This window comes from Falsiroseomonas sp. (assembly GCF_041690465.1).
In the GTDB taxonomy this organism is placed as follows: Bacteria; Pseudomonadota; Alphaproteobacteria; order Acetobacterales; family Acetobacteraceae; genus Falsiroseomonas.
In genome coordinates, this window is sequence record NZ_JAWLHG010000005.1 from 36,041 (window position 1) to 52,659 (window position 16,619).

Annotated in this window: 15 protein-coding genes; 11 read left to right on the top strand and 4 right to left on the bottom strand. The window is 72.5% G+C overall.

Features of this window, described 5'->3' with window-relative positions:
- Positions 1-91: 91 nt before the first annotated feature.
- From ACESM1_RS07705 to ACESM1_RS07730, 6 genes are read left to right on the top strand one after another with little or no spacing between them, the layout of a single operon-like run.
- Complete coding sequence (locus ACESM1_RS07705) at positions 92-718, top strand: cytochrome c3 family protein (RefSeq protein ID WP_372619120.1); 627 nt, start codon at positions 92-94, stop codon at positions 716-718.
- Positions 715-3,444, top strand: a complete 2,730-nt coding sequence (locus ACESM1_RS07710) for a 4Fe-4S dicluster domain-containing protein (RefSeq protein ID WP_372619121.1) — start codon at positions 715-717, stop codon at positions 3,442-3,444. Before ACESM1_RS07705 ends, ACESM1_RS07710 begins: the two co-directional genes overlap by 4 nt.
- An 11-nt stretch (positions 3,445-3,455) precedes the next feature.
- Positions 3,456-4,790, top strand: coding sequence for an NrfD/PsrC family molybdoenzyme membrane anchor subunit (gene nrfD, locus ACESM1_RS07715; RefSeq protein WP_372619122.1), 1,335 nt, complete (start codon positions 3,456-3,458; stop codon positions 4,788-4,790).
- A gap of 55 nt (positions 4,791-4,845) precedes the next feature.
- On the top strand, positions 4,846-5,379 hold the full coding sequence (locus ACESM1_RS07720; protein WP_372619123.1) for a DUF3341 domain-containing protein: 534 nt from the start codon (positions 4,846-4,848) through the stop codon (positions 5,377-5,379).
- Positions 5,376-5,780: a c-type cytochrome gene (locus ACESM1_RS07725; protein WP_372619124.1), complete on the top strand. Its 405-nt coding sequence runs from the start codon at positions 5,376-5,378 to the stop codon at positions 5,778-5,780. Before ACESM1_RS07720 ends, ACESM1_RS07725 begins: the two co-directional genes overlap by 4 nt.
- Positions 5,777-6,805, top strand: a complete 1,029-nt coding sequence (locus ACESM1_RS07730; RefSeq protein ID WP_372619125.1) for a hypothetical protein — start codon at positions 5,777-5,779, stop codon at positions 6,803-6,805. The genes ACESM1_RS07725 and ACESM1_RS07730 overlap by 4 nt, the downstream gene beginning before the upstream one ends.
- On the opposite strand, the gene ACESM1_RS07735 is transcribed toward ACESM1_RS07730, so the two are convergent.
- From ACESM1_RS07735 to ACESM1_RS07750, 4 genes are read right to left on the bottom strand one after another with little or no spacing between them, the layout of a single operon-like run.
- Positions 6,744-7,130: a DUF1622 domain-containing protein gene (locus ACESM1_RS07735; protein ID WP_372619126.1), complete on the bottom strand. Its 387-nt coding sequence runs from the start codon at positions 7,128-7,130 to the stop codon at positions 6,744-6,746. The two genes, ACESM1_RS07730 and ACESM1_RS07735, sit on opposite strands and share 62 nt — an antisense overlap.
- Positions 7,130-7,588, bottom strand: a complete 459-nt coding sequence (locus ACESM1_RS07740; protein WP_372619127.1) for a c-type cytochrome — start codon at positions 7,586-7,588, stop codon at positions 7,130-7,132. Before ACESM1_RS07740 ends, ACESM1_RS07735 begins: the two co-directional genes overlap by 1 nt.
- 55 nt (positions 7,589-7,643) lie before the next feature.
- The gene (locus ACESM1_RS07745; protein WP_372619128.1) at positions 7,644-9,848 is read right to left on the bottom strand and encodes a cbb3-type cytochrome c oxidase subunit I; all 2,205 of its coding nucleotides are present in this window, start codon (positions 9,846-9,848) and stop codon (positions 7,644-7,646) included.
- On the bottom strand, positions 9,845-10,852 hold the full coding sequence (locus tag ACESM1_RS07750; RefSeq protein WP_372619129.1) for a c-type cytochrome: 1,008 nt from the start codon (positions 10,850-10,852) through the stop codon (positions 9,845-9,847). The genes ACESM1_RS07745 and ACESM1_RS07750 overlap by 4 nt, the downstream gene beginning before the upstream one ends.
- Positions 10,853-11,146: 294 nt before the next feature.
- Here ACESM1_RS07750 and ACESM1_RS07755 point away from each other — a divergent pair, with 294 nt between their 5' ends.
- From ACESM1_RS07755 to ACESM1_RS07775, 5 genes are read left to right on the top strand one after another with little or no spacing between them, the layout of a single operon-like run.
- Positions 11,147-13,993, top strand: a complete 2,847-nt coding sequence (locus tag ACESM1_RS07755; protein WP_372619130.1) for a monovalent cation/H+ antiporter subunit A — start codon at positions 11,147-11,149, stop codon at positions 13,991-13,993.
- On the top strand, positions 13,993-14,334 hold the full coding sequence (locus ACESM1_RS07760) for a Na+/H+ antiporter subunit C (RefSeq protein WP_372619131.1): 342 nt from the start codon (positions 13,993-13,995) through the stop codon (positions 14,332-14,334). The genes ACESM1_RS07755 and ACESM1_RS07760 overlap by 1 nt, the downstream gene beginning before the upstream one ends.
- Complete coding sequence (locus ACESM1_RS07765) at positions 14,331-15,860, top strand: monovalent cation/H+ antiporter subunit D (RefSeq protein WP_372619132.1); 1,530 nt, start codon at positions 14,331-14,333, stop codon at positions 15,858-15,860. Before ACESM1_RS07760 ends, ACESM1_RS07765 begins: the two co-directional genes overlap by 4 nt.
- Positions 15,857-16,354, top strand: a complete 498-nt coding sequence (locus ACESM1_RS07770; protein WP_372619133.1) for a Na+/H+ antiporter subunit E — start codon at positions 15,857-15,859, stop codon at positions 16,352-16,354. The genes ACESM1_RS07765 and ACESM1_RS07770 overlap by 4 nt, the downstream gene beginning before the upstream one ends.
- Positions 16,348-16,617: a K+/H+ antiporter subunit F gene (locus tag ACESM1_RS07775; protein WP_372619134.1), complete on the top strand. Its 270-nt coding sequence runs from the start codon at positions 16,348-16,350 to the stop codon at positions 16,615-16,617. The genes ACESM1_RS07770 and ACESM1_RS07775 overlap by 7 nt, the downstream gene beginning before the upstream one ends.
- The last annotated feature ends 2 nt before the right edge of the window (positions 16,618-16,619 follow it).

The window sequence follows — 16,619 nt, forward strand, 5'->3', positions numbered from 1 at the left end:
AAGGAACCAAAGCCGCGCTCGATCCTTGTTCCGGTGCGCCCCGCAGCCAGCGGGTGTCCTCCTGCGCCCGAGGGGATCCGAAGCCGGAACGATGCCGCAGATCTTCTCGCCCCGTGCCGATGGCCGCTTCCGGCTGACGCTGCTTCTCCTGGTGGCTGGGCTGCTTGGTGCGGCCTTGCTCGCCTATGCGCTGGCGCGGTCGGACCGCGCCTGGGCGATCGGGCAGCCGGCGCCGCAGCCCATCCCCTTCAGCCATGCGCTGCATGCCGGCAACATCGGGCTCGACTGCCGGTATTGCCATGCGCAGGTGGAGCGGTCCGGGAATGCGGGCATGCCGAGCGCGGCGCTCTGCCTGGGTTGCCACCAGCAGGTCTGGATGGGCGCGTCCATCCTGGCGCCGCTGCATGACAGCATCGAGCTCGGCGATCCGATCGCCTGGGCTTCGGTGCACCGGCTGCCCGGCCATGCGCGCTTCCATCACGGCGTGCACGTGCAGGCGGGCGTGGACTGCGCGACCTGTCATGGCGCCGTGCAGACGATGCCGCGCACAGTGAAGGTGCACAGCATGTCGATGGGCTGGTGCCTGGAATGCCACCGCGCTGCCGCGGCCATGGTGCCGACCGCGAACCGGGCGCCCGATGAGCTCGGGCCGCTCGGCCTCTGGCACGGCGGCGTGGAGCTGCCGCCGCTCACGCGCTGCTCGACCTGCCACCGATGAGCGGGAGCCATCCCGGCCGGCGCGAGATCCTGCGCCTCTCCGCCGCCTCGCTCGCGCTGGCCGCGGCGGGCTGCGACGAGCCGACGGAGTTCGGCCAGCCGCTCTACGCGCCGCCGCGCGGCGAGGTGCAGGACGCCGCGACCTATGCCACGGTTCTGGATCTGCAGGGCCTCGGCCGCGGCATGCTGGTGCGCACGCGTGCCGGGCATGCGGTGAAGGTGGATGGCAATGCGCTGCATCCGGCGAGCCTCGGCGCCACCGATGTCTTCGCCGAGGCCGCGGTGCTGTCGCTGCACGACCCCGCCCGCGCGCGCCGCCTGCGGGAAGGCGGCTGGACGCGTGCGCCGGCAGCGCTGGATGCCACCCTGGCCGCGGCGCGCGCGGAGCTGGCGGCACGCAACGGCGCGGGGCTGCATGTCGTGACCGGCCCGATCGCCTCGCCCACCACGGCGCGGCTGCTGGCAACGCTGCTCGCCGCATGGCCCGGCGCGCGCTGGCAGCAATACGACCCGCTGGCGGAGGATGCGGCGCTGGCCGGCGCGGAGCTTGCGTTCGGCACGCCGGTCGCGACCTGGCCGGACCTGGCGCGGGCGCAGGTGGTGCTGGCACTCGGCGCCGATCCGCTCGGCCCGGGACCGGCGCAGCTGCATCTTGCGCGCAACTGGGCGCTGGCGCGTGCCGAGGGGCGCGGACGCGGCGTGCTGCCCTCGCTGATCGTCGCCGAGGCCTCGCCGACGCTGAGCGGCGCCAAGGCCGATCGCCACATCCTGCTGCACCCCCGCGAGATCGAGCCCTTCGGCCGCGCGGTGGCGGCGGCGCTCGGCGTGCCGGGGTTGCAAGGTGCGGCATCGCATCCCGAGGCAGAAGCGGTCGCCGCGGCGCTGCGGCGCGCGGGCCCGGCTGCGGTGATGCTCGCCGGCCGCGCCGAGGCGCCGGGGCTGCACGCGCTGGCCCATGCGGTGAACGCGGCGCTCGGCTCGGAAGTGGTGCATCACGCCGCGCCGGCGCTGGCGCGGCCGGCGCCGATGGGCCCCGCCGCGCTGCGGCCGCTGGTGCAGGCCATGGCGAATGGCGCGGCGACGCATGTGCTGCTGCTCGGCGTCAACCCCGTCTATGACGTGCCGGCCGAGCTTGGCTTCGCGCCGGCGCTGGCGCGCGTGCCCTTCAGCCTGCATGCGGGGCTCTACCCCGACGAGACGGCGCGGCTCTGCACCTGGCAGGTGCCGCTCTCGCACGAGCTGGAGAGCTGGGGCGACAGCCGCGCCTTCGATGGCACCGCGGCGATCCGGCAGCCTGCCACGCGTCCGCTGGTCGGCGCGGCGCGCACGGTGGACGAGCTGCTCGCCGCCCTGCTCGGCGCGGAGGAACGCGCCCTGCCGCTGGTGCAGGCCACCTGGCGCGAGGCCTGGGGCGCGGCGTTCGAGGAAGGCTGGCGCGCCGCGCTGGAAGCCGGTGTCATCCCCGGTAGCGCCGCACCGCGGCTGCATCTGCCGCTGCGCCCGGGCTGGGATCCCGGCCCTGCACGGCAGTCGCAAGCGGGGCTGGTTGCCGTCTTCACGCCGGATCCCTGCACGCTGGATGGCCGCTTCGCCGAGAATGCCTGGTTGCAGGAACTGCCGCGGCCGCTGACCAAGATCGCCTGGGGCAATGCCGTGCTGCTCGCCCCGTCCACGGCGGCCGAATACGGCATGTCCGCCGGCGACGAGGTGGTGATCGAGCGCGCCGGACGGCGCGTGCTGGCGCCGGTCTGGCCGGTGCCATGGCACGCACCCGGCTGCATCACGCTGCCGCTCGGCGGCGGTCGCATTGCCAGCACCGAGGTGGGGCTGGGTCGCGGCCTCGATGCGCAGATCCTGCGCGACCCCGACACGCCCTGGACCGGCGAGCACGTCACCATGGCGCCGACCGGCCGCCACGCCCGCGTGATCGCCAGCCAGCTCGAGCGCGACTTCGACGGGCCGGCGGCGGCGCGCATCGTGGCGCCCGGCGAGGGTTTCGCGCCGCCGGCGCCTGCGCCTTCGCTCTACCCGGACTGGAAATACGAGGGCCATGCCTGGGGCATGGCGATCGACCTCGACACCTGCATCGGCTGCAACGCCTGCGTCGTCGCCTGCCAGTCGGAGAACAACATCCCCGTGGTCGGGCCGGAGCAGATGGCGATGGGGCGGCGGATGCACTGGCTGCGCGTGGACATCTACCGCCATGGCGTATCCGCCATCTTCCAGCCGGTGCCCTGCATGCATTGCGAGAAGGCGCCCTGCGAGGTGGTCTGCCCCGTCAACGCGACGGTGCACGATCATGAGGGGCTGAACGTCATGGTCTATCCGCGCTGCATCGGCACGCGCACCTGCTCGAACAACTGCCCGTACAAGGTCCGCCGCTTCAACTGGTACGACTATGCGCGCGACGAGACGCCGGTGAAGGTCCGCAATCCCGACGTGCCGATCCGCCCGCGCGGCGTGATGGAGAAATGCACCTACTGCCAGCATCGCATCGCCGCCGCGCGCAGCGAGGCGCGGATGGAGGACCGGCCAATCCGTGACGGCGAGGTGGAGACCGCCTGCCAACGCGCCTGTCCGACGCGCGCCATCGTCTTCGGCGATGTCAACGATCCCGACACGGCCGTCGCGCGCGCCAAGCGCGCCGAGCGCAACTACGCGCTGCTCGGCGAACTCGATACCAGGCCGCGCACCACCTACCTCGCCCGCGTGCAGGCAGGGCGATGAGCGGCGCAGACATGCCGCGGGCTGCGGAGGAGCGCGAGGTGGCGGACACCGCACCCGTGGCGAGGATCCCGCTGCAGCGCTTCGGCGCCACCTACTGGATTGCGCTGTCGGCGTCGGCGGCGGGGGTGGTGCTGCTCGGCGTCACCGTTGCGACGCTGCTCCGCTTCGGCACCGGCGTGTGGGGAACCAACGTCCCGCATGTCTGGGGCTTCGACCTGATCAACTATGTCTGGTGGATCGGCATCGCCAACGCGGCGAGCCTGCTCGCCGTGGTGCTGGTGCTGCGGCGACACGGGCTGCGCACCGCGGTGAACCGCTTCGCGGAGGCGGCGGCGCTGGCCGCCGTGGTGGCTGCCGGGCTCTACCCGATCCTGCATCTCGGCCGCCCCTGGCTGTTCTTCTGGGTGTTCCCCTACCCCGCGACGTACCAGGTCTGGCCGCAATTCCGCTCGACGCTGATCTGGGATTTCTGGGGAATCACCGCGCATGTGCTGGTGACCGGGCTGTTCTGGTACATCGGCCTGATCCCCGACCTCGCCACCATGCGCGATCGCGCGGCGCGGCAGGGCAGGCTGGTGGTCGCGCGTCTCTACGGTGTCTTCGCGCTGGGCTGGCGAGGCTCCGTGTGCCACTGGTCGCGGCACCAGGCGGCCTACCGGCTGGTCGCCGCGCTGCTGCTGCCGCTGCTGCTCGCGGCGCAGACCGTGGTGGCACTGGAATTCGCCACGACGCTGGTGCCCGATTGGCACCAGGCGCGGCTGCCGCTGCATGTGGTTGTCACCGGCCTTCCCTCGGGCCTCGGCCTGGTGCTGGCGCTGGCGGCGATGCTGCGGCGGACGCTCGGCCTGCACGCCTTCATCGACGCGGGCGACATGGACCTGCTCTCGCGGCTGACCGCGGCGGCGTCGCTCGCCAGCCTCTGGATCTACGCCGAGGGGCTGTTGTTCGGCCTGGTGCTGGAGGATGCGGTGGCGCGGGAGGCGATGCTGGTGCGCGTCACCGGCACCTATGCCGCCTACTACTGGGCGGGCCTGCTGCTCACCGCCATTCTCCCGCAGCTGCTGTGGAGCCGACGCATCGGCCTTAGCACCGCCACGGCGGTGCCGCTCGGCCTGTGCGCGGCCGCGGGCGCCTGGTTCGACCGCTATTCCATCGTCGTCGCGGGCATCGAGCGCACCAACCTGCCGGTTGCGCGCCCGCTCTACGTCCCGAGCGACGCGGAGTGGATGCTGCTGCTCGGAACCGGCGGGCTGTTCGTGCTGCTGCTGCTGCTGTTTGCGCGACTCGTGCCGGTGGTCTCCATGTACGAGACCCGGCACGAGGAGGCGGAGTCGGAGGCGGCATGAGGGCCGCCGATTCACGGCTTGGCGCGCTGCGCACGCTCCGCCGATCGGAGGCGACATGACCCAGCCCGCCGGCATGATCGCCGAGTTCGCCGATGCGGAGGAGATGCTGGCTGCCCTTCGCGCGGCGCGGAAGGCGGGATGGCGGCGGCTCGATGCCTATGCGCCCTATCCCGTGCCGGAAGCCGCGGAGCTTCTTGCGGTGCGCGGCTGGCCGGTGGCGGCGATCACGGTGGCGGCGGGCCTGGCCGGCGCGGTGCTGCAATACGGCACGCAGTACTACCTCAACGTGGTGGACTACCCCATCAATGTCGGCGGACGGCCGCTGCATGCCTGGCCGGTCTTCCTGCCGGCCACCTATATCGTCGCGGTGCTCTGGGCGGCGATCGCGGCGCTGGTGGGGATGCTGGTGCTGAACCGGCTGCCGCGGCTGCACCACCCGGTCTTCGCAGCGCCCGGCTTCGACCGCGCCAGCGAGGACCGCTTCTTCCTCTGCCTCTTCGTGGACGAGCCCGGCTTCGATGCAGCGCACGCCGAGCATCTGCTGCGCGGCTTCGATGCGCTGCGCATCTCGCCGGTGCCGGCGGCATGAGGCGCGCCTGGCTGTTCGCGCTGCTGCTCGCGGCATGCGATGGCTGGCCGGGCAGCGCGCCGGCACCGCCGCCCGTGCCGCCGCCGGACGGCGCGGTGCCGCGCGGCGATGCGGCCCGACGCGCCGCCCTCGCGTGGCCGGGACCGGACGCGGATGCGGCGCTGCTCGCGCGCGGCGCCGAACGCTACGCGATCTTCTGCACGCCCTGCCACGGAAGCGGCGGCGCCGGCGACGGCGCGGCGGTCGCGCGCGGCTTTCCGCGCCCGCCGCCGCTGCCAGGCGAGCCCGCGCGCAGCATGGCGGCAATCGCGACCAACCTGGCCGGCGCGCATCCCTTCGACGACCGCATTCCGCCGCGCGACCGCTGGGCCATCGCGCGGCATGTGGAGCGCCTGCGGTGAGGCGCGCCCTTGCCGCGGCGGGTGCGCTGCTGCTGGGTGGCGTCGTGCTGACGCTCGGAGGGGCAGCCGCGCTGGAGGCCTGGCTGCCGCCTTTCGTGCTGGCGCTCGGTCTTGTCATCGGTGCGCTGGGTGCGCTGATCGCGGGGCGCATCCTGGGCGAGGACTGGTTCGCACCGCTGCACCCGCCGCTCATGGGCATTGCCCGGCTGACGCCGATGGTGCTGCTGCTCGCCATGCCGCTCATCGCTGCGCCGGCGCTGCTGCATCCCTGGCTGTCCGAGCAGCCGCAACCCGGACTGCGCGCCATGTGGTTTGCGCCGGAGGTGTTCGTGTCGCGTGTCCTGCTGCTCCTCGGCGCCGTCGCGTTGGCGGCATGGCTTGTCGCGCGTCCCGGCGCATCGCGGCGGCGCAGCGCATTCGCCCTGCTGCTGCTGGTTCCCGCGGGGATGCTGCTGCCGCACGACCTGGTGCTGTCGCGCGAGCCGGGGTGGCTCGGCTCGCTGCAGGGCACCGCGCTGTTCGTTGAGCATCTTGGCGCCGCGCTGTCGGTTGCGGTGCTGCTGGTGGTGGCGCGTGGCGGTGGCGGCGCGGATCTGCGCGCCGCGGAACGCGCCTTGCTCACCCTTGCGCTGCTCACGCTGTGGCTCTGGTTCGTGCAGTTCGTGGTGGTGTGGATGGCGGACCTGCCGCCCGAGGCCCGCTGGTACCTGCGCCGCGGTGGGGCCTGGGCCTGGCTGAAAGCCGCGCTGGTTGCCGCGCTCGCGCTCGCCATCCTGGTGGCGATCCCGCCAGGCAGCGGCCCGAAGCGGCTGGCGGCGGTCTCGGCGCTGTATGCGGCGCAGCATGTCGGGCAGGTCTACTGGCTGCTGCGCCCGGCGGCGCGGGAGGTGCCGCCGGCGTGGCTGGATGGTGCGATCGCGCTGGCCGTGCTGGCGCTCTGCCTGGCGTGGCTGCGCGCTGCGGTCAGCCCGCCTGCGGGTCCTTCCGCTCCGCCTGATGCTGCTGCCAAGGCCAGCGCCCACTGATCTCGACATCGATCGAGAGGCTGAGAAACGTGCGGATCACCACGATCAGCCCCAGGGCCATCACGCTCTGCAGGTCGAGCGGCGCAGCGACGGTGCCGACGATATCAGCCGCGACGAGCAACTCCAGCCCGATCAGGATGGCGCGGCCGAGCCGCTTGCGGTAGCGCTCGTACCCTTCCTCCGCCTTGCCGATGGCGATGTCGCGCAGGTAGCGCAGCGTGGTCACTGTGGCGCCGAGCAGGACGGCCACCAGCCCCGCCATCTCCAGCCCCGTCATCACCCAATGGGCCGCGGAGGCGATGAAGGATTCGCTCTGGCTCAGCATCACCGCTCCGGGCGGAGCTCCGAGGGGCCGTCCGGCAACCTGGTGCGCACCGGCTGCGGCCAGGGCGGATAGACGCCGGCGCCGCTCGACCCGAGGGTGTAGAGATAGGCGGCCATGTCGCGTGCCACCGCCTCGCTCAGGCCGAGATCGGGCATCGCGGTGCCGGGGTTGATGGCGGGCGGGTCGCGCAGCCAGGCAACCAGATTCGCCGGCCGGTTCGGCAGCAGGCCGGCGACGTAGCCGCGCTGCGCATAGTCGTCGAGCGGCGGCCCCACCATGGCGCGCGCGTTGCGCACGCCGGGGATGCGGTGGCAGGCGCCGCAGCCGCTTTCCACCATTGCCACGCGCCCGCGCTCGGCATCGCCGCCGACGACGCGCAGATGGGGTGGCGGCGCCGGCTCGTCGCAGGCGGCGAGCCAGGGCAACAGGAGCAGCAGGGGCAGCTTGGCTTGTCTCATCGGCATATCGGTGCGACCTCGACAGCTTGGCGGCGCGGGCCGCGGGCGCATGGCTTCATGGCACGATCTGCAGCAGCGGCAGGCCGGCGAGCCAGAGCACCGCCACATAGGACCAGGCGCGCGTCGCGATTCGCAGTGGAACGTGATGCTCTGGCGACAGGTCCCCGCGCATCGCGCGTGCCAGCACGAGCAGCGAGATCCCCATCGCGACGACGACCGCGAGCCCCTGATGCAGCGCGACCACGTGCAGCAGCGTGCTGCCGGCGTCCGGCATGGCCGCCGGCGTCGCGCTGAGGCCAAGGCCGAGCAGTGTCAGCGCGGCTGCGCCACCAAGGAGCGCAAGGGCGAGCCATCCGCCGAGCCAGCCTCGCCGGCCGCGGCGCACTTCCCGCTCCGCGAGCCACATCGCGGCGACGGCAAGTGCCATCGGCGCCAGCGCGAATGCCATCGCCGCGGCTGGCTCCGCGCCGGGCGACCAGGCCGTCGTGCCGTGCAGCCGCAGCAGTGCGGCGGCGAGCGCGACGAACAGCGCGGCATCCGCGACCAGGGCGAGCCACAGCGCCGTCCAGCCCGGGGCGTGACGGTGGCCATGGGCGGTCGGAGAGGTGACGCCGGGCGCCGCCGTGTCGCGCGCCAGCGGCCACACCGAGACCAGTGCGCTCACCAGCGCCGCGCCGGCGCCGGCCAGCGCGACCGGCGGGCTCCCGGCGAGTGCGCCGAGCACCAGCGCGGTGACGCAGAGCGCCGTGATGAGCGGCATCCAGCTTCGTTCCGGCAGGTCCTGCACCAGCTGCGCGTTGCCGCCGCGGACGCTGGTTGCGTCCTGCGGTTCGGCCGGCGCCCGGGGGCCTCGTATCGCGGCCAGCAGCAGGCCGCCCAGGACCACCGCCATCCCCGTCGCCAGGATCGCGGCGCCGGCGCTTGCCGCCAGGTTCGGGGCGGCCCAGCCAAGGCCCTCCGGATAGGTGTACACCCGCCGCGGCATGCCGGCGAGGCCGAGCCGGTGCAGCGACAGGAAGGTGAGCAGCGTGCCGGCCAGCAGCAGCCAGAAGCCGAGCCGGCCACTGCGCTCGCCCGGTATGCGCCCCGTCACCGCCGGCCACCAATGGTGCAGGGCGCCGAGGAGCGGGAAGACTGCGCCACCGATCAGCACCAGATGCAGCGTGCCCACCAGCGCATGCGTTCCCTGCGCAGCCTGCGCGAGCGGCGGCAAGGCCAGGATCGCGGCCGAGATCCCACCGGCCAGGAAGACCACGACGAAGCCCGCGGCGAACAGCAGCGGCGCACCCATCCGCGGACGGCCGGCGCCGATCGTCGCGACGACGGCGGAGACGAAGATCGCGGCCGGGATTGCGACCGCGAATCCCGACGCGGTCACCAGCAGCGCCGGCGCCTCGGCGGCGAGGATGCGGTGCAGCCAGGCCCCGGCCGCAAGGGGCAGCATCGCCGCCGCCGCCGCGGCCAGCCAGCGCGGCATGACCATCGGCCGCCGCGCGTATGCCGGCAGCCAGGTGGCGAGGAGGCCCATCGCCGGCAGGACGACGATTGCCGCCTGCAGCCAGCCGAACGGCGTGACCAGCCTGTCCCACAGCAGCGGGTCGCCGCCGCCCGTCGCGGCGAAGACCGGCGAGCCCCAGCCGCGCTCGAGTTCGAGCAACACGCAGGCCAGGAGCAGCGGCGGGAAGCCGATCAGGATCATCGCCAGGGGCGCGAGCAGGTACCAGGCGAGCAGCGGCATGCGCGCCAGCTTCAGGCCGGGAGCGCGGCCGCGCAGGATGCCGGCCGCGAGCGCGACGGCACCGGCGATGCCGGCGATCGCGGCGAGACCGGTCGCCATCGCAGATGCGTCGGTGCCGATCAGGACGGCCGCGAGCAGGACCAGGCCGCCAAGCACCTGGCACCAGGATCCGAAGGCAGCCAGGCGCGGCAGCGGCAGGTCGCGCGCGCCGAGCATCGGCGGCAGCAGCCAGATCGCCGCGCCGAGCAGCGCCGGCACGGCGAAGAAGGCGAGCATCAGCGTGCCGTGCAGCGTGAACGCCGCGACATACTGTCCGGCGTCCAGCAACGCCCGCTCGGGCAGCGTAAGCTGCGCGCGCATCAGCAGCCCGAGCACGCCGGCGACCAGAAAGAAGCCGAACGCACTGGCGGCATAGCGCGCCCCGGTGCGTCGGTGGTGCAGCGCGGCGAGGCGGCGCCACCCCCGCGGCGGTGCCGCATCGAGCGGCGCCAGCCGCGAGCGCATGGCGGTGGCCGCGTTCACCGCAGGCCCTCCAGGTAGGTTGCCAGCGCGTGCAACTCGGGCCCGGTGAGCAGGTGGAAGCTCGGCATCTTCGCGCCGGGCTTGATCTGCTGCGTCGCCGCGATCCAGCCGGTCAGCGCGGCCCGGGTGTTCGGCAGCATCCCTGCTCCGATCGTCTCGCGCGAGGCGAAATGCGTCAGGTCGGGGCCAGCTTCGCCGTCTGCCCCATGGCCGCGCACCGCATGGCAGGAGCCGCAGCCCGACGCGATGAAGATGTCGCGCCCCTGCAATGCCGGCCCGGCTTGTGGCGCCGCCGCCGCGGCTGCCTGGGCGCGCAGCCAAGTCTGCCATTCGTCGCGCGGCATCGCCAGCACGGGGAGTGCCATGTGCGCGTGCTGCACTCCGCAGAACGCGTAGCAGGCAGCGCGGAACGCGCCAGGCGCATCGGCGCGCAGGACGAGTTCCTCGGTTCGCCCGGGCACAAGGTCCGCCGCACCGCCAAGCGCGGGGATGGCGAAGCCGTGGATGACATCCCGCGAGGTGAGCCGCAGCCGGACCGGCACGCCGGCCGGGATGTGCAATTCGTTCGCCGTCACCACCGCCGGCGCGCCCGGCGCGGGACCGGCATAGCGGATCTCCCACCAGAACTGCCGCGCGACGATCTCGATGGTCGGACCGGCTTCGGCCGCGGCGGGCAATGGGCCGCGCGGCAGCACGAGCAGCATTGCCGTCAATGCGATCCCCGGCAGTGCGAGGCCGCCGCCGACCACCATCCAGCGCGCGGCGCGCGGGCCGAGACGATGTTGCGGAAACAGTAGCGCATGTGCGAGGGCCGCCGTCGCCAGCAGCGCGACCGGCAGCGCGATCCACAGCGCGGTGCGAAGCAGCTCCAGCTTCTCGCGCGCATCCGGCCCCGCCGCTTCGAGAGCGAGGGCGGCGGACGAACCGGCGGCCAGCATCGCGGCAGCCAGTGCGAGCAGCGCCCCCGCCCGGCCGCCGGCGCGCGGACTGGGAGATATGGTCACACTTTCGCCGGGCCGTTGCGGCGGCAATGCATGGGCAAGCCTCGACCTCCTCGCCGGCGCTGGGCTCGTTGGGGGCACGGACGCAACACTTCGGAACGGCTGCGGTTTCCTGACCGCGCCCGTGCTGGTATTCTTGGTGGCAAGAAAGAGCCGGGCAGGGTGTGGTGCGTTGCACGCATGCGTGAAGCGGGCGCCTCCGCGCACCGTTCGGTCGCGCCCGGGTTGGGCAGGTGACGATGGGAGCGCCGTGCCAGTGATTGAACGCAACATTCGCGCTATGGCGTGGACATGACCATGGCGGCGCTGCTGCCGATGGCGGTGCTGGTGCTGTTCCTCGGCGCCGCCGTGGTGCCGCTGACGGCGCGGCGAATGGGCCGGGTGCAGGCCGCCTGGTCGGCGGCGGCGACCCTCGGCTTTGCCACGCTGCTGCTGCTGCCGCTGGCGCCCGATGCGTTGGCGGGCGGCACGCGCGTGCTGCGGATTCCCTGGCTGACCGAGTGGGGCCTCGATCTTTCCTTTCGCTTCGATGGGCTGGCGCTGCTGTTTGCGATCCTGATCCTCGGGATCGGGCAGCTCATCATCCTCTACGGCGCCTACTACATGCCGGAGAAGGACGGGCTCGGCCGGCTGTACGGCACGTTGATGGCCTTCGCCGGCGCGATGCTCGGCATCGTGCTGTCGGAGAACCTGCTGCTGCTGGTGGTGTTCTGGGAGCTGACCAGCATCACCTCCTTCCTGCTGATCGCCTACAAGCAGGACGCCACGGAGGCGCGAATCGCCGCCCGCATGGCGCTGGCGGTGACGGGCGGCGGCGGGCTGGCGCTGCTGGCGGGCGTGCTGCTGCTCGGCGGGATCGTGGGCAGCTTCGAGCTGTCGGTGGTGCTGGCAGCGGGCGATGCGATCCGCGCCGATCCGCTCTATCCCGTGGTGCTGGTGCTGGTGCTGCTCGGCGCCTTCACGAAGTCCGCGCAATTCCCGTTCCATTTCTGGCTGCCGAACGCAATGGCGGCGCCGACGCCGGTCAGCGCCTATCTGCATTCCGCCACCATGGTGAAGGCGGGCATCTTCCTGCTGGCGCGGCTGCATCCGGCGCTCTCGGGCACGCTGGAATGGTTCGCCCTGGTGAGCGCGACGGGGGCGGTGACGCTCGCCTATGGGGCCTATGTGGCGCTTCTGAAGCACGACCTGAAAGGGCTGCTGGCCTATTCCACCGTCAGCCATCTCGGGCTGATCACGCTGCTGCTTGGCATGAACACCGCGGAGAGCCCGACGGCGGCGCTGTTCCACATCGTCAACCACGCCATCTTCAAGGCGTCGCTGTTCATGGCCGCCGGCATCATCGACCATGAATGCGGCACCCGCGACATGCGCCGCATCAACGGGATGTGGCACTACATGCCCCATACGGCGGTGCTCGGCATCGTTGCGGCGGGCTCCATGGCCGGGGTGCCGCTGCTGAACGGCTTCCTCAGCAAGGAGATGTTCTTCACCCAGACCGTCACGCATCCCGCGGTGGCCGGCTACGACTACCTCCTGCCTGCCTTCGCGACGCTGGCGGGCATCCTCTCGGTCGCCTACTCGATCCGCTTCATCCACGACGTCTTCTTCAACGGCGAGCCTGTGGACCTGCCGCGCATGCCGCATGAACCGCCGCGGTGGATGCGGTCGCCGGTGGAGGTGCTGGTGGTGCTGTGCCTGCTGCTGGGGCTGCTGCCGCAGTTCGCGGTCGGGGCGCTGCTGGAAGCAGCCTCCGCCGCGGTGCTGCAGGCGCCGCCGCCGGCAGCCAAGCTCGCCATCTGGCACGGCTTCAACCTGCCGCTGGTCATGAGCCTCGTCGCGATGGCGGGCGGCGTGTTGTGGTACCGCTTCCGCCGCGTGCTGTACGACCTGCATGAGAACTACGCGCCGAACGTGGCCAGCCCGGTGGCTTTCGAACGGGTGTTCAACGCCGCCGTCGCCTTCTCCCGCGCAGCGATGGCGGCGATGGATCCGCGCGCGTTGTGGCGGTACGTGGTCTATCTGCTGCTCGCGGCCGGCGCGCTCGGGCTGTACGGCTTTCTTGGTGCGGGGTCCTCCAGGCTGGCGGGCGGGGCGCCGCCGACGCCGGATGATCCGGCGGCGCATGGCGCGCTGCTCGCGCTGCTGGCCGGCGCCTTCGCCTGCGCCGCGCTGCACCGCCGGCGCGTGGTCGCGGTGGCCTTCGCCAGCCTGGTGGGGCTGATCGTCTCGCTGGCCTTCATCCGTTTCTCGGCGCCCGATCTTGCGCTGACGCAGCTCTCGGTCGAGGTGGTGACGATCGTGCTGCTGCTGCTCTCGCTGCGCTACCTGCCCGCCGAGGCCGCGCCGGAGACGCCACGCCTGCGCCGCGGCGTGGACATCGCACTGGCCGCGGGCGGCGGGCTCGGCATCGGCGCACTGGCCTATGCGATGATGACGCGCCCCTTCGAGACGATTTCCGGCTGGCTCACCGCCAACACCTATGAAGGCGGTGGCGGCACCAATGTGGTCAACGTGATCCTGGTGGATTTCCGCGCCTTCGACACGCTGGGCGAGATCACCGTGCTGGCGATCGCCGCGCTCGGCGCGCATGCGATGCTGGAAGGGCTGCGGCTGCGGCCGCGGGCGCCCTCCGCGGAGAGCGAGGCGGATCGCCACCCGATCATGCTGGCGATGCTCATGCGGCCGCTGCTGCCGCTGGCGCTGGCGGTGGCGATCTACATCCTGCTGCGCGGCCACTACCTGCCGGGCGGCGGCTTCATCGCGGGGCTGATCACCGGGGTGGTGCTGATCCTGCAGTACCTTGCCGTGGGGATCGAGGTGACCAGCGCGCGCATGCGCCTCGACCATGTGCGCCTGTTCGCCGTGGGGCTGGGCCTCGCGGTCGTCACCGGGCTGGCGAGCATGCCCTTCGGCCTGCCCTTCCTCACCAGCGCGCATGGCTACGCGACACTGCCGCTGGTGGGGGAGGTGCCGCTGGCCTCCGCCATGCTGTTCGACATCGGTGTGTATTTCACCGTGGTTGCCACGGTGCTGCTGATCCTGTCGGAGATCGGGCGGCTCAGCACCCGTGAATGGGCGCCGCAATCGCGCCAGGCGGCAGCGCCAGCGCGGCCCGCCCCGGCCGAGGAGGTACGCGCCTGATGGAGCTCGTCGTCGCCACCGGCATTGGCGGGCTCACCGCCGCCGGGATCTACCTGCTGCTCCGCGCCCGCATCTTCCCGGTGGTGCTGGGGCTTGCGCTGCTGTCCTATGCGGCGAACCTGTTCATCTTCGCGGCCGGGCGGCTCGCCCCCGCGCCACCGCCGCTGCTGGTGGGCGAGGTCGCCGCCGGCGCCATGCCGGCGGACCCGCTGCCGCAGGCGCTGGTGCTGACCGCGATCGTCATCAGCTTCGGCACCACCGCCTTCCTGGTCGCGCTGGCGCTGCGCGCAGTGGGCGAGACCGGCGGCGACCACGTGGATGGCGGGGAGGATGGCCGATGATCCATCTTGTCGTCCTGCCGGTGCTGGTGCCGTTCGCCGCGGCCATCCTGCAACTCGCGCTGTACCGTGCCGGCACCGGCATCGCGCGTGGGATCAGCCTGGCTTCGGCGGCCTGCTGCGCGCTGCTTGCGGCGCTGCTGTTGCAGGCGACGGCCGAAGCCGGGCCGTTCGCGGTGGCCATCGGCAACTGGCCGGCACCCTTCGGCATCACGCTGGTGGCGGACCGCCTGGCGGCGACGATGCTCGCGGTGACGGCGGCCGTCGCGCTGCCTGCGCTGCTGGCGGCGACCGACGGGACGGACCGCGCGGGGCTGCACTTCCATCCCTTCTTCCAGCTGCTGATCGCCGGGCTGAACGGAGCCTTCCTCACCGGCGACCTGTTCAACCTGTTCGTCTTCTTCGAGGTGCTGTTGATCGCCTCCTATGCGCTGCTGGTGCATGGGGCGGGCCCGGCGCGCGCACGGGCGGGGGTGCACTACGTGGTGCTCAACCTGGCCGGGTCGCTGCTGTTCCTGTTCGCGCTCGGGCTGCTCTACGGCACGCTCGGCACGCTGAACCTGGCCGACATGGCGGGGCGGCTGCCGTTGCTGGAGGAGGCGGATGCGGCGCCCGCGCGCGCGGCCTTCGCGCTGCTGCTTGCGGTGTTCGCCTTCAAGGCGGCGCTGCTGCCGCTCGGCTTCTGGCTGCCGCATGCCTATGGTTCGGCCACGGCGCCGGTGGCGGCGATGTTCGCGGTGCTCACCAAGGTCGGCATCTACGCCATGCTGCGGGTCTCCGGCACCGCGCTCGACGGCACGGCGTTCACGGCCGACCTGGTGGCGCCCTGGCTGATGCCGGTGGGGCTCGCCACGGTGGTGGTGGCGACGCTCGGCGTGCTGGCGGCGGCGCGGCTCGGCACCATGGTCGCGCATCTGCTGCTGCTCTCGACCGGCATGCTGGCCTCGGCGATTGCGGCGGGCGGCGCGACGATGCTGGCTGCGATGCTCTACTACCTGCCGCACACCACGCTGGTGAGCGCCGCGCTGTTCCTGCTGGTCGGCCGCATCGCGCAAGCGCGCGGCGAGGTGGGGGACGCGATCGCGCATGGCCCGCGGCTGCGACACCCGGTGCGGCTCGGCGCCGCCTGGCTGCTGCTGGCGGTGGCGGTGACGGGTCTGCCGCCACTCTCCGGCTTCCTCGGCAAGCTGATGCTGCTGACGGCGGCGCCGGCGGGCCCCGCCGGCACGGCGATGTGGATCATCTTCATCGTCTCCGGCTTCGTCGGCGCGCTGGCGATGGCGCGCGCGGCGAGCACGGTGTTCTGGGAACGCTCGGATCTGCCTGCATGCCCGCCGCTGCCCACCCGCCCCGCCGCGGCGGCCGCACTGGCGCTGGCAATCGGGCTCGTGCCGCTGCTGGTGCTCGGCGCGGCGCCGCTCTCGGCGCATGCGCGCGCGACCGCCGAGCAGGTGGTCGGCCGGCGCGCCTATCTCGACGCGGTGTTCCCGCCCGGCGCGGTCCCGGTGCCGCGGGAGAGGCGGCCATGAGCCTGCTCTACCGCATCCTGCCGCAGCCGGTGCTCAGCCTGCTGATCCTCGGCCTGTGGCTGATCCTCGCCCCGACGCCGAGCTTCGGTCAGGTGCTGCTCGGGTCGGTGCTGGCGGTGCTGCTGCCCTGGGCGACGCGCGGTTTCTGGCCGGACCAGCCGCAACTGACACAGCCGATTGCCGCCTTGCGGCTTGCCGGCGTGGTGCTGGCCGACATCGTCATGGCGAACGTGCTGGTCGCACGCCAGGTGCTCGGCCCGCCGGAGGCGCTCCGGCCCGGCTTCCTGGACGTGCCGCTCGACCTCGATGACCCCTTCGTCGCCACGCTGCTCGGCAGCATCGTCTCGCTGACGCCGGGCACCGTCTCGGTGGACATCGACCGTGCGCGGCGCGTGCTGCAGGTGCACGCGCTGCACATCGAGGATCCGGCGGCGGCAATCGCCACCATCAAGGCCCGCTACGAGGCTCCGCTGAAGAGGGTGTTCGCATGCTGAACCTGGTGCTGCCCATCGCGATCGGCGCGGTGGTCCTGGCCATGGCGCTGAACCTGTGGCGGATGGCGATCGGGCCATCGCTGCCGGACCGCATCCTCGGGCTCGACACGCTCAGCATCAACGCGATTGCGCTGGTGATGCTGCTCGACATCGTGCTCGGGAGCGTCATCTATCTGGAAGCGGCGCTGATACTCGCGATGATGGGGTTCGTGGGCACCGTCGCGCTATGCAAGTTCATCCTCTCCGGCGACATCATCGAATGAGG

Bases quoted from the DNA above. Each gene is read 5' to 3' on its own strand.
- ACESM1_RS07705 (WP_372619120.1), top strand. From the start codon at position 92: ATGCCGCAGATCTTCTCGCCCCGTGCCGATGGCCGCTTCCGGCTGACG.
- ACESM1_RS07710 (WP_372619121.1), top strand. From the start codon at position 715: ATGAGCGGGAGCCATCCCGGCCGGCGCGAGATCCTGCGCCTCTCCGCC.
- nrfD (WP_372619122.1), top strand. From the start codon at position 3,456: ATGCCGCGGGCTGCGGAGGAGCGCGAGGTGGCGGACACCGCACCCGTG.
- ACESM1_RS07720 (WP_372619123.1), top strand. From the start codon at position 4,846: ATGACCCAGCCCGCCGGCATGATCGCCGAGTTCGCCGATGCGGAGGAG.
- ACESM1_RS07725 (WP_372619124.1), top strand. From the start codon at position 5,376: ATGAGGCGCGCCTGGCTGTTCGCGCTGCTGCTCGCGGCATGCGATGGC.
- ACESM1_RS07735 (WP_372619126.1), bottom strand. From the start codon at position 7,130: ATGCTGAGCCAGAGCGAATCCTTCATCGCCTCCGCGGCCCATTGGGTG.
- ACESM1_RS07740 (WP_372619127.1), bottom strand. From the start codon at position 7,588: ATGAGACAAGCCAAGCTGCCCCTGCTGCTCCTGTTGCCCTGGCTCGCC.
- ACESM1_RS07755 (WP_372619130.1), top strand. From the start codon at position 11,147: ATGGCGGCGCTGCTGCCGATGGCGGTGCTGGTGCTGTTCCTCGGCGCC.
- ACESM1_RS07760 (WP_372619131.1), top strand. From the start codon at position 13,993: ATGGAGCTCGTCGTCGCCACCGGCATTGGCGGGCTCACCGCCGCCGGG.
- ACESM1_RS07765 (WP_372619132.1), top strand. From the start codon at position 14,331: ATGATCCATCTTGTCGTCCTGCCGGTGCTGGTGCCGTTCGCCGCGGCC.
- ACESM1_RS07770 (WP_372619133.1), top strand. From the start codon at position 15,857: ATGAGCCTGCTCTACCGCATCCTGCCGCAGCCGGTGCTCAGCCTGCTG.
- ACESM1_RS07775 (WP_372619134.1), top strand. From the start codon at position 16,348: ATGCTGAACCTGGTGCTGCCCATCGCGATCGGCGCGGTGGTCCTGGCC.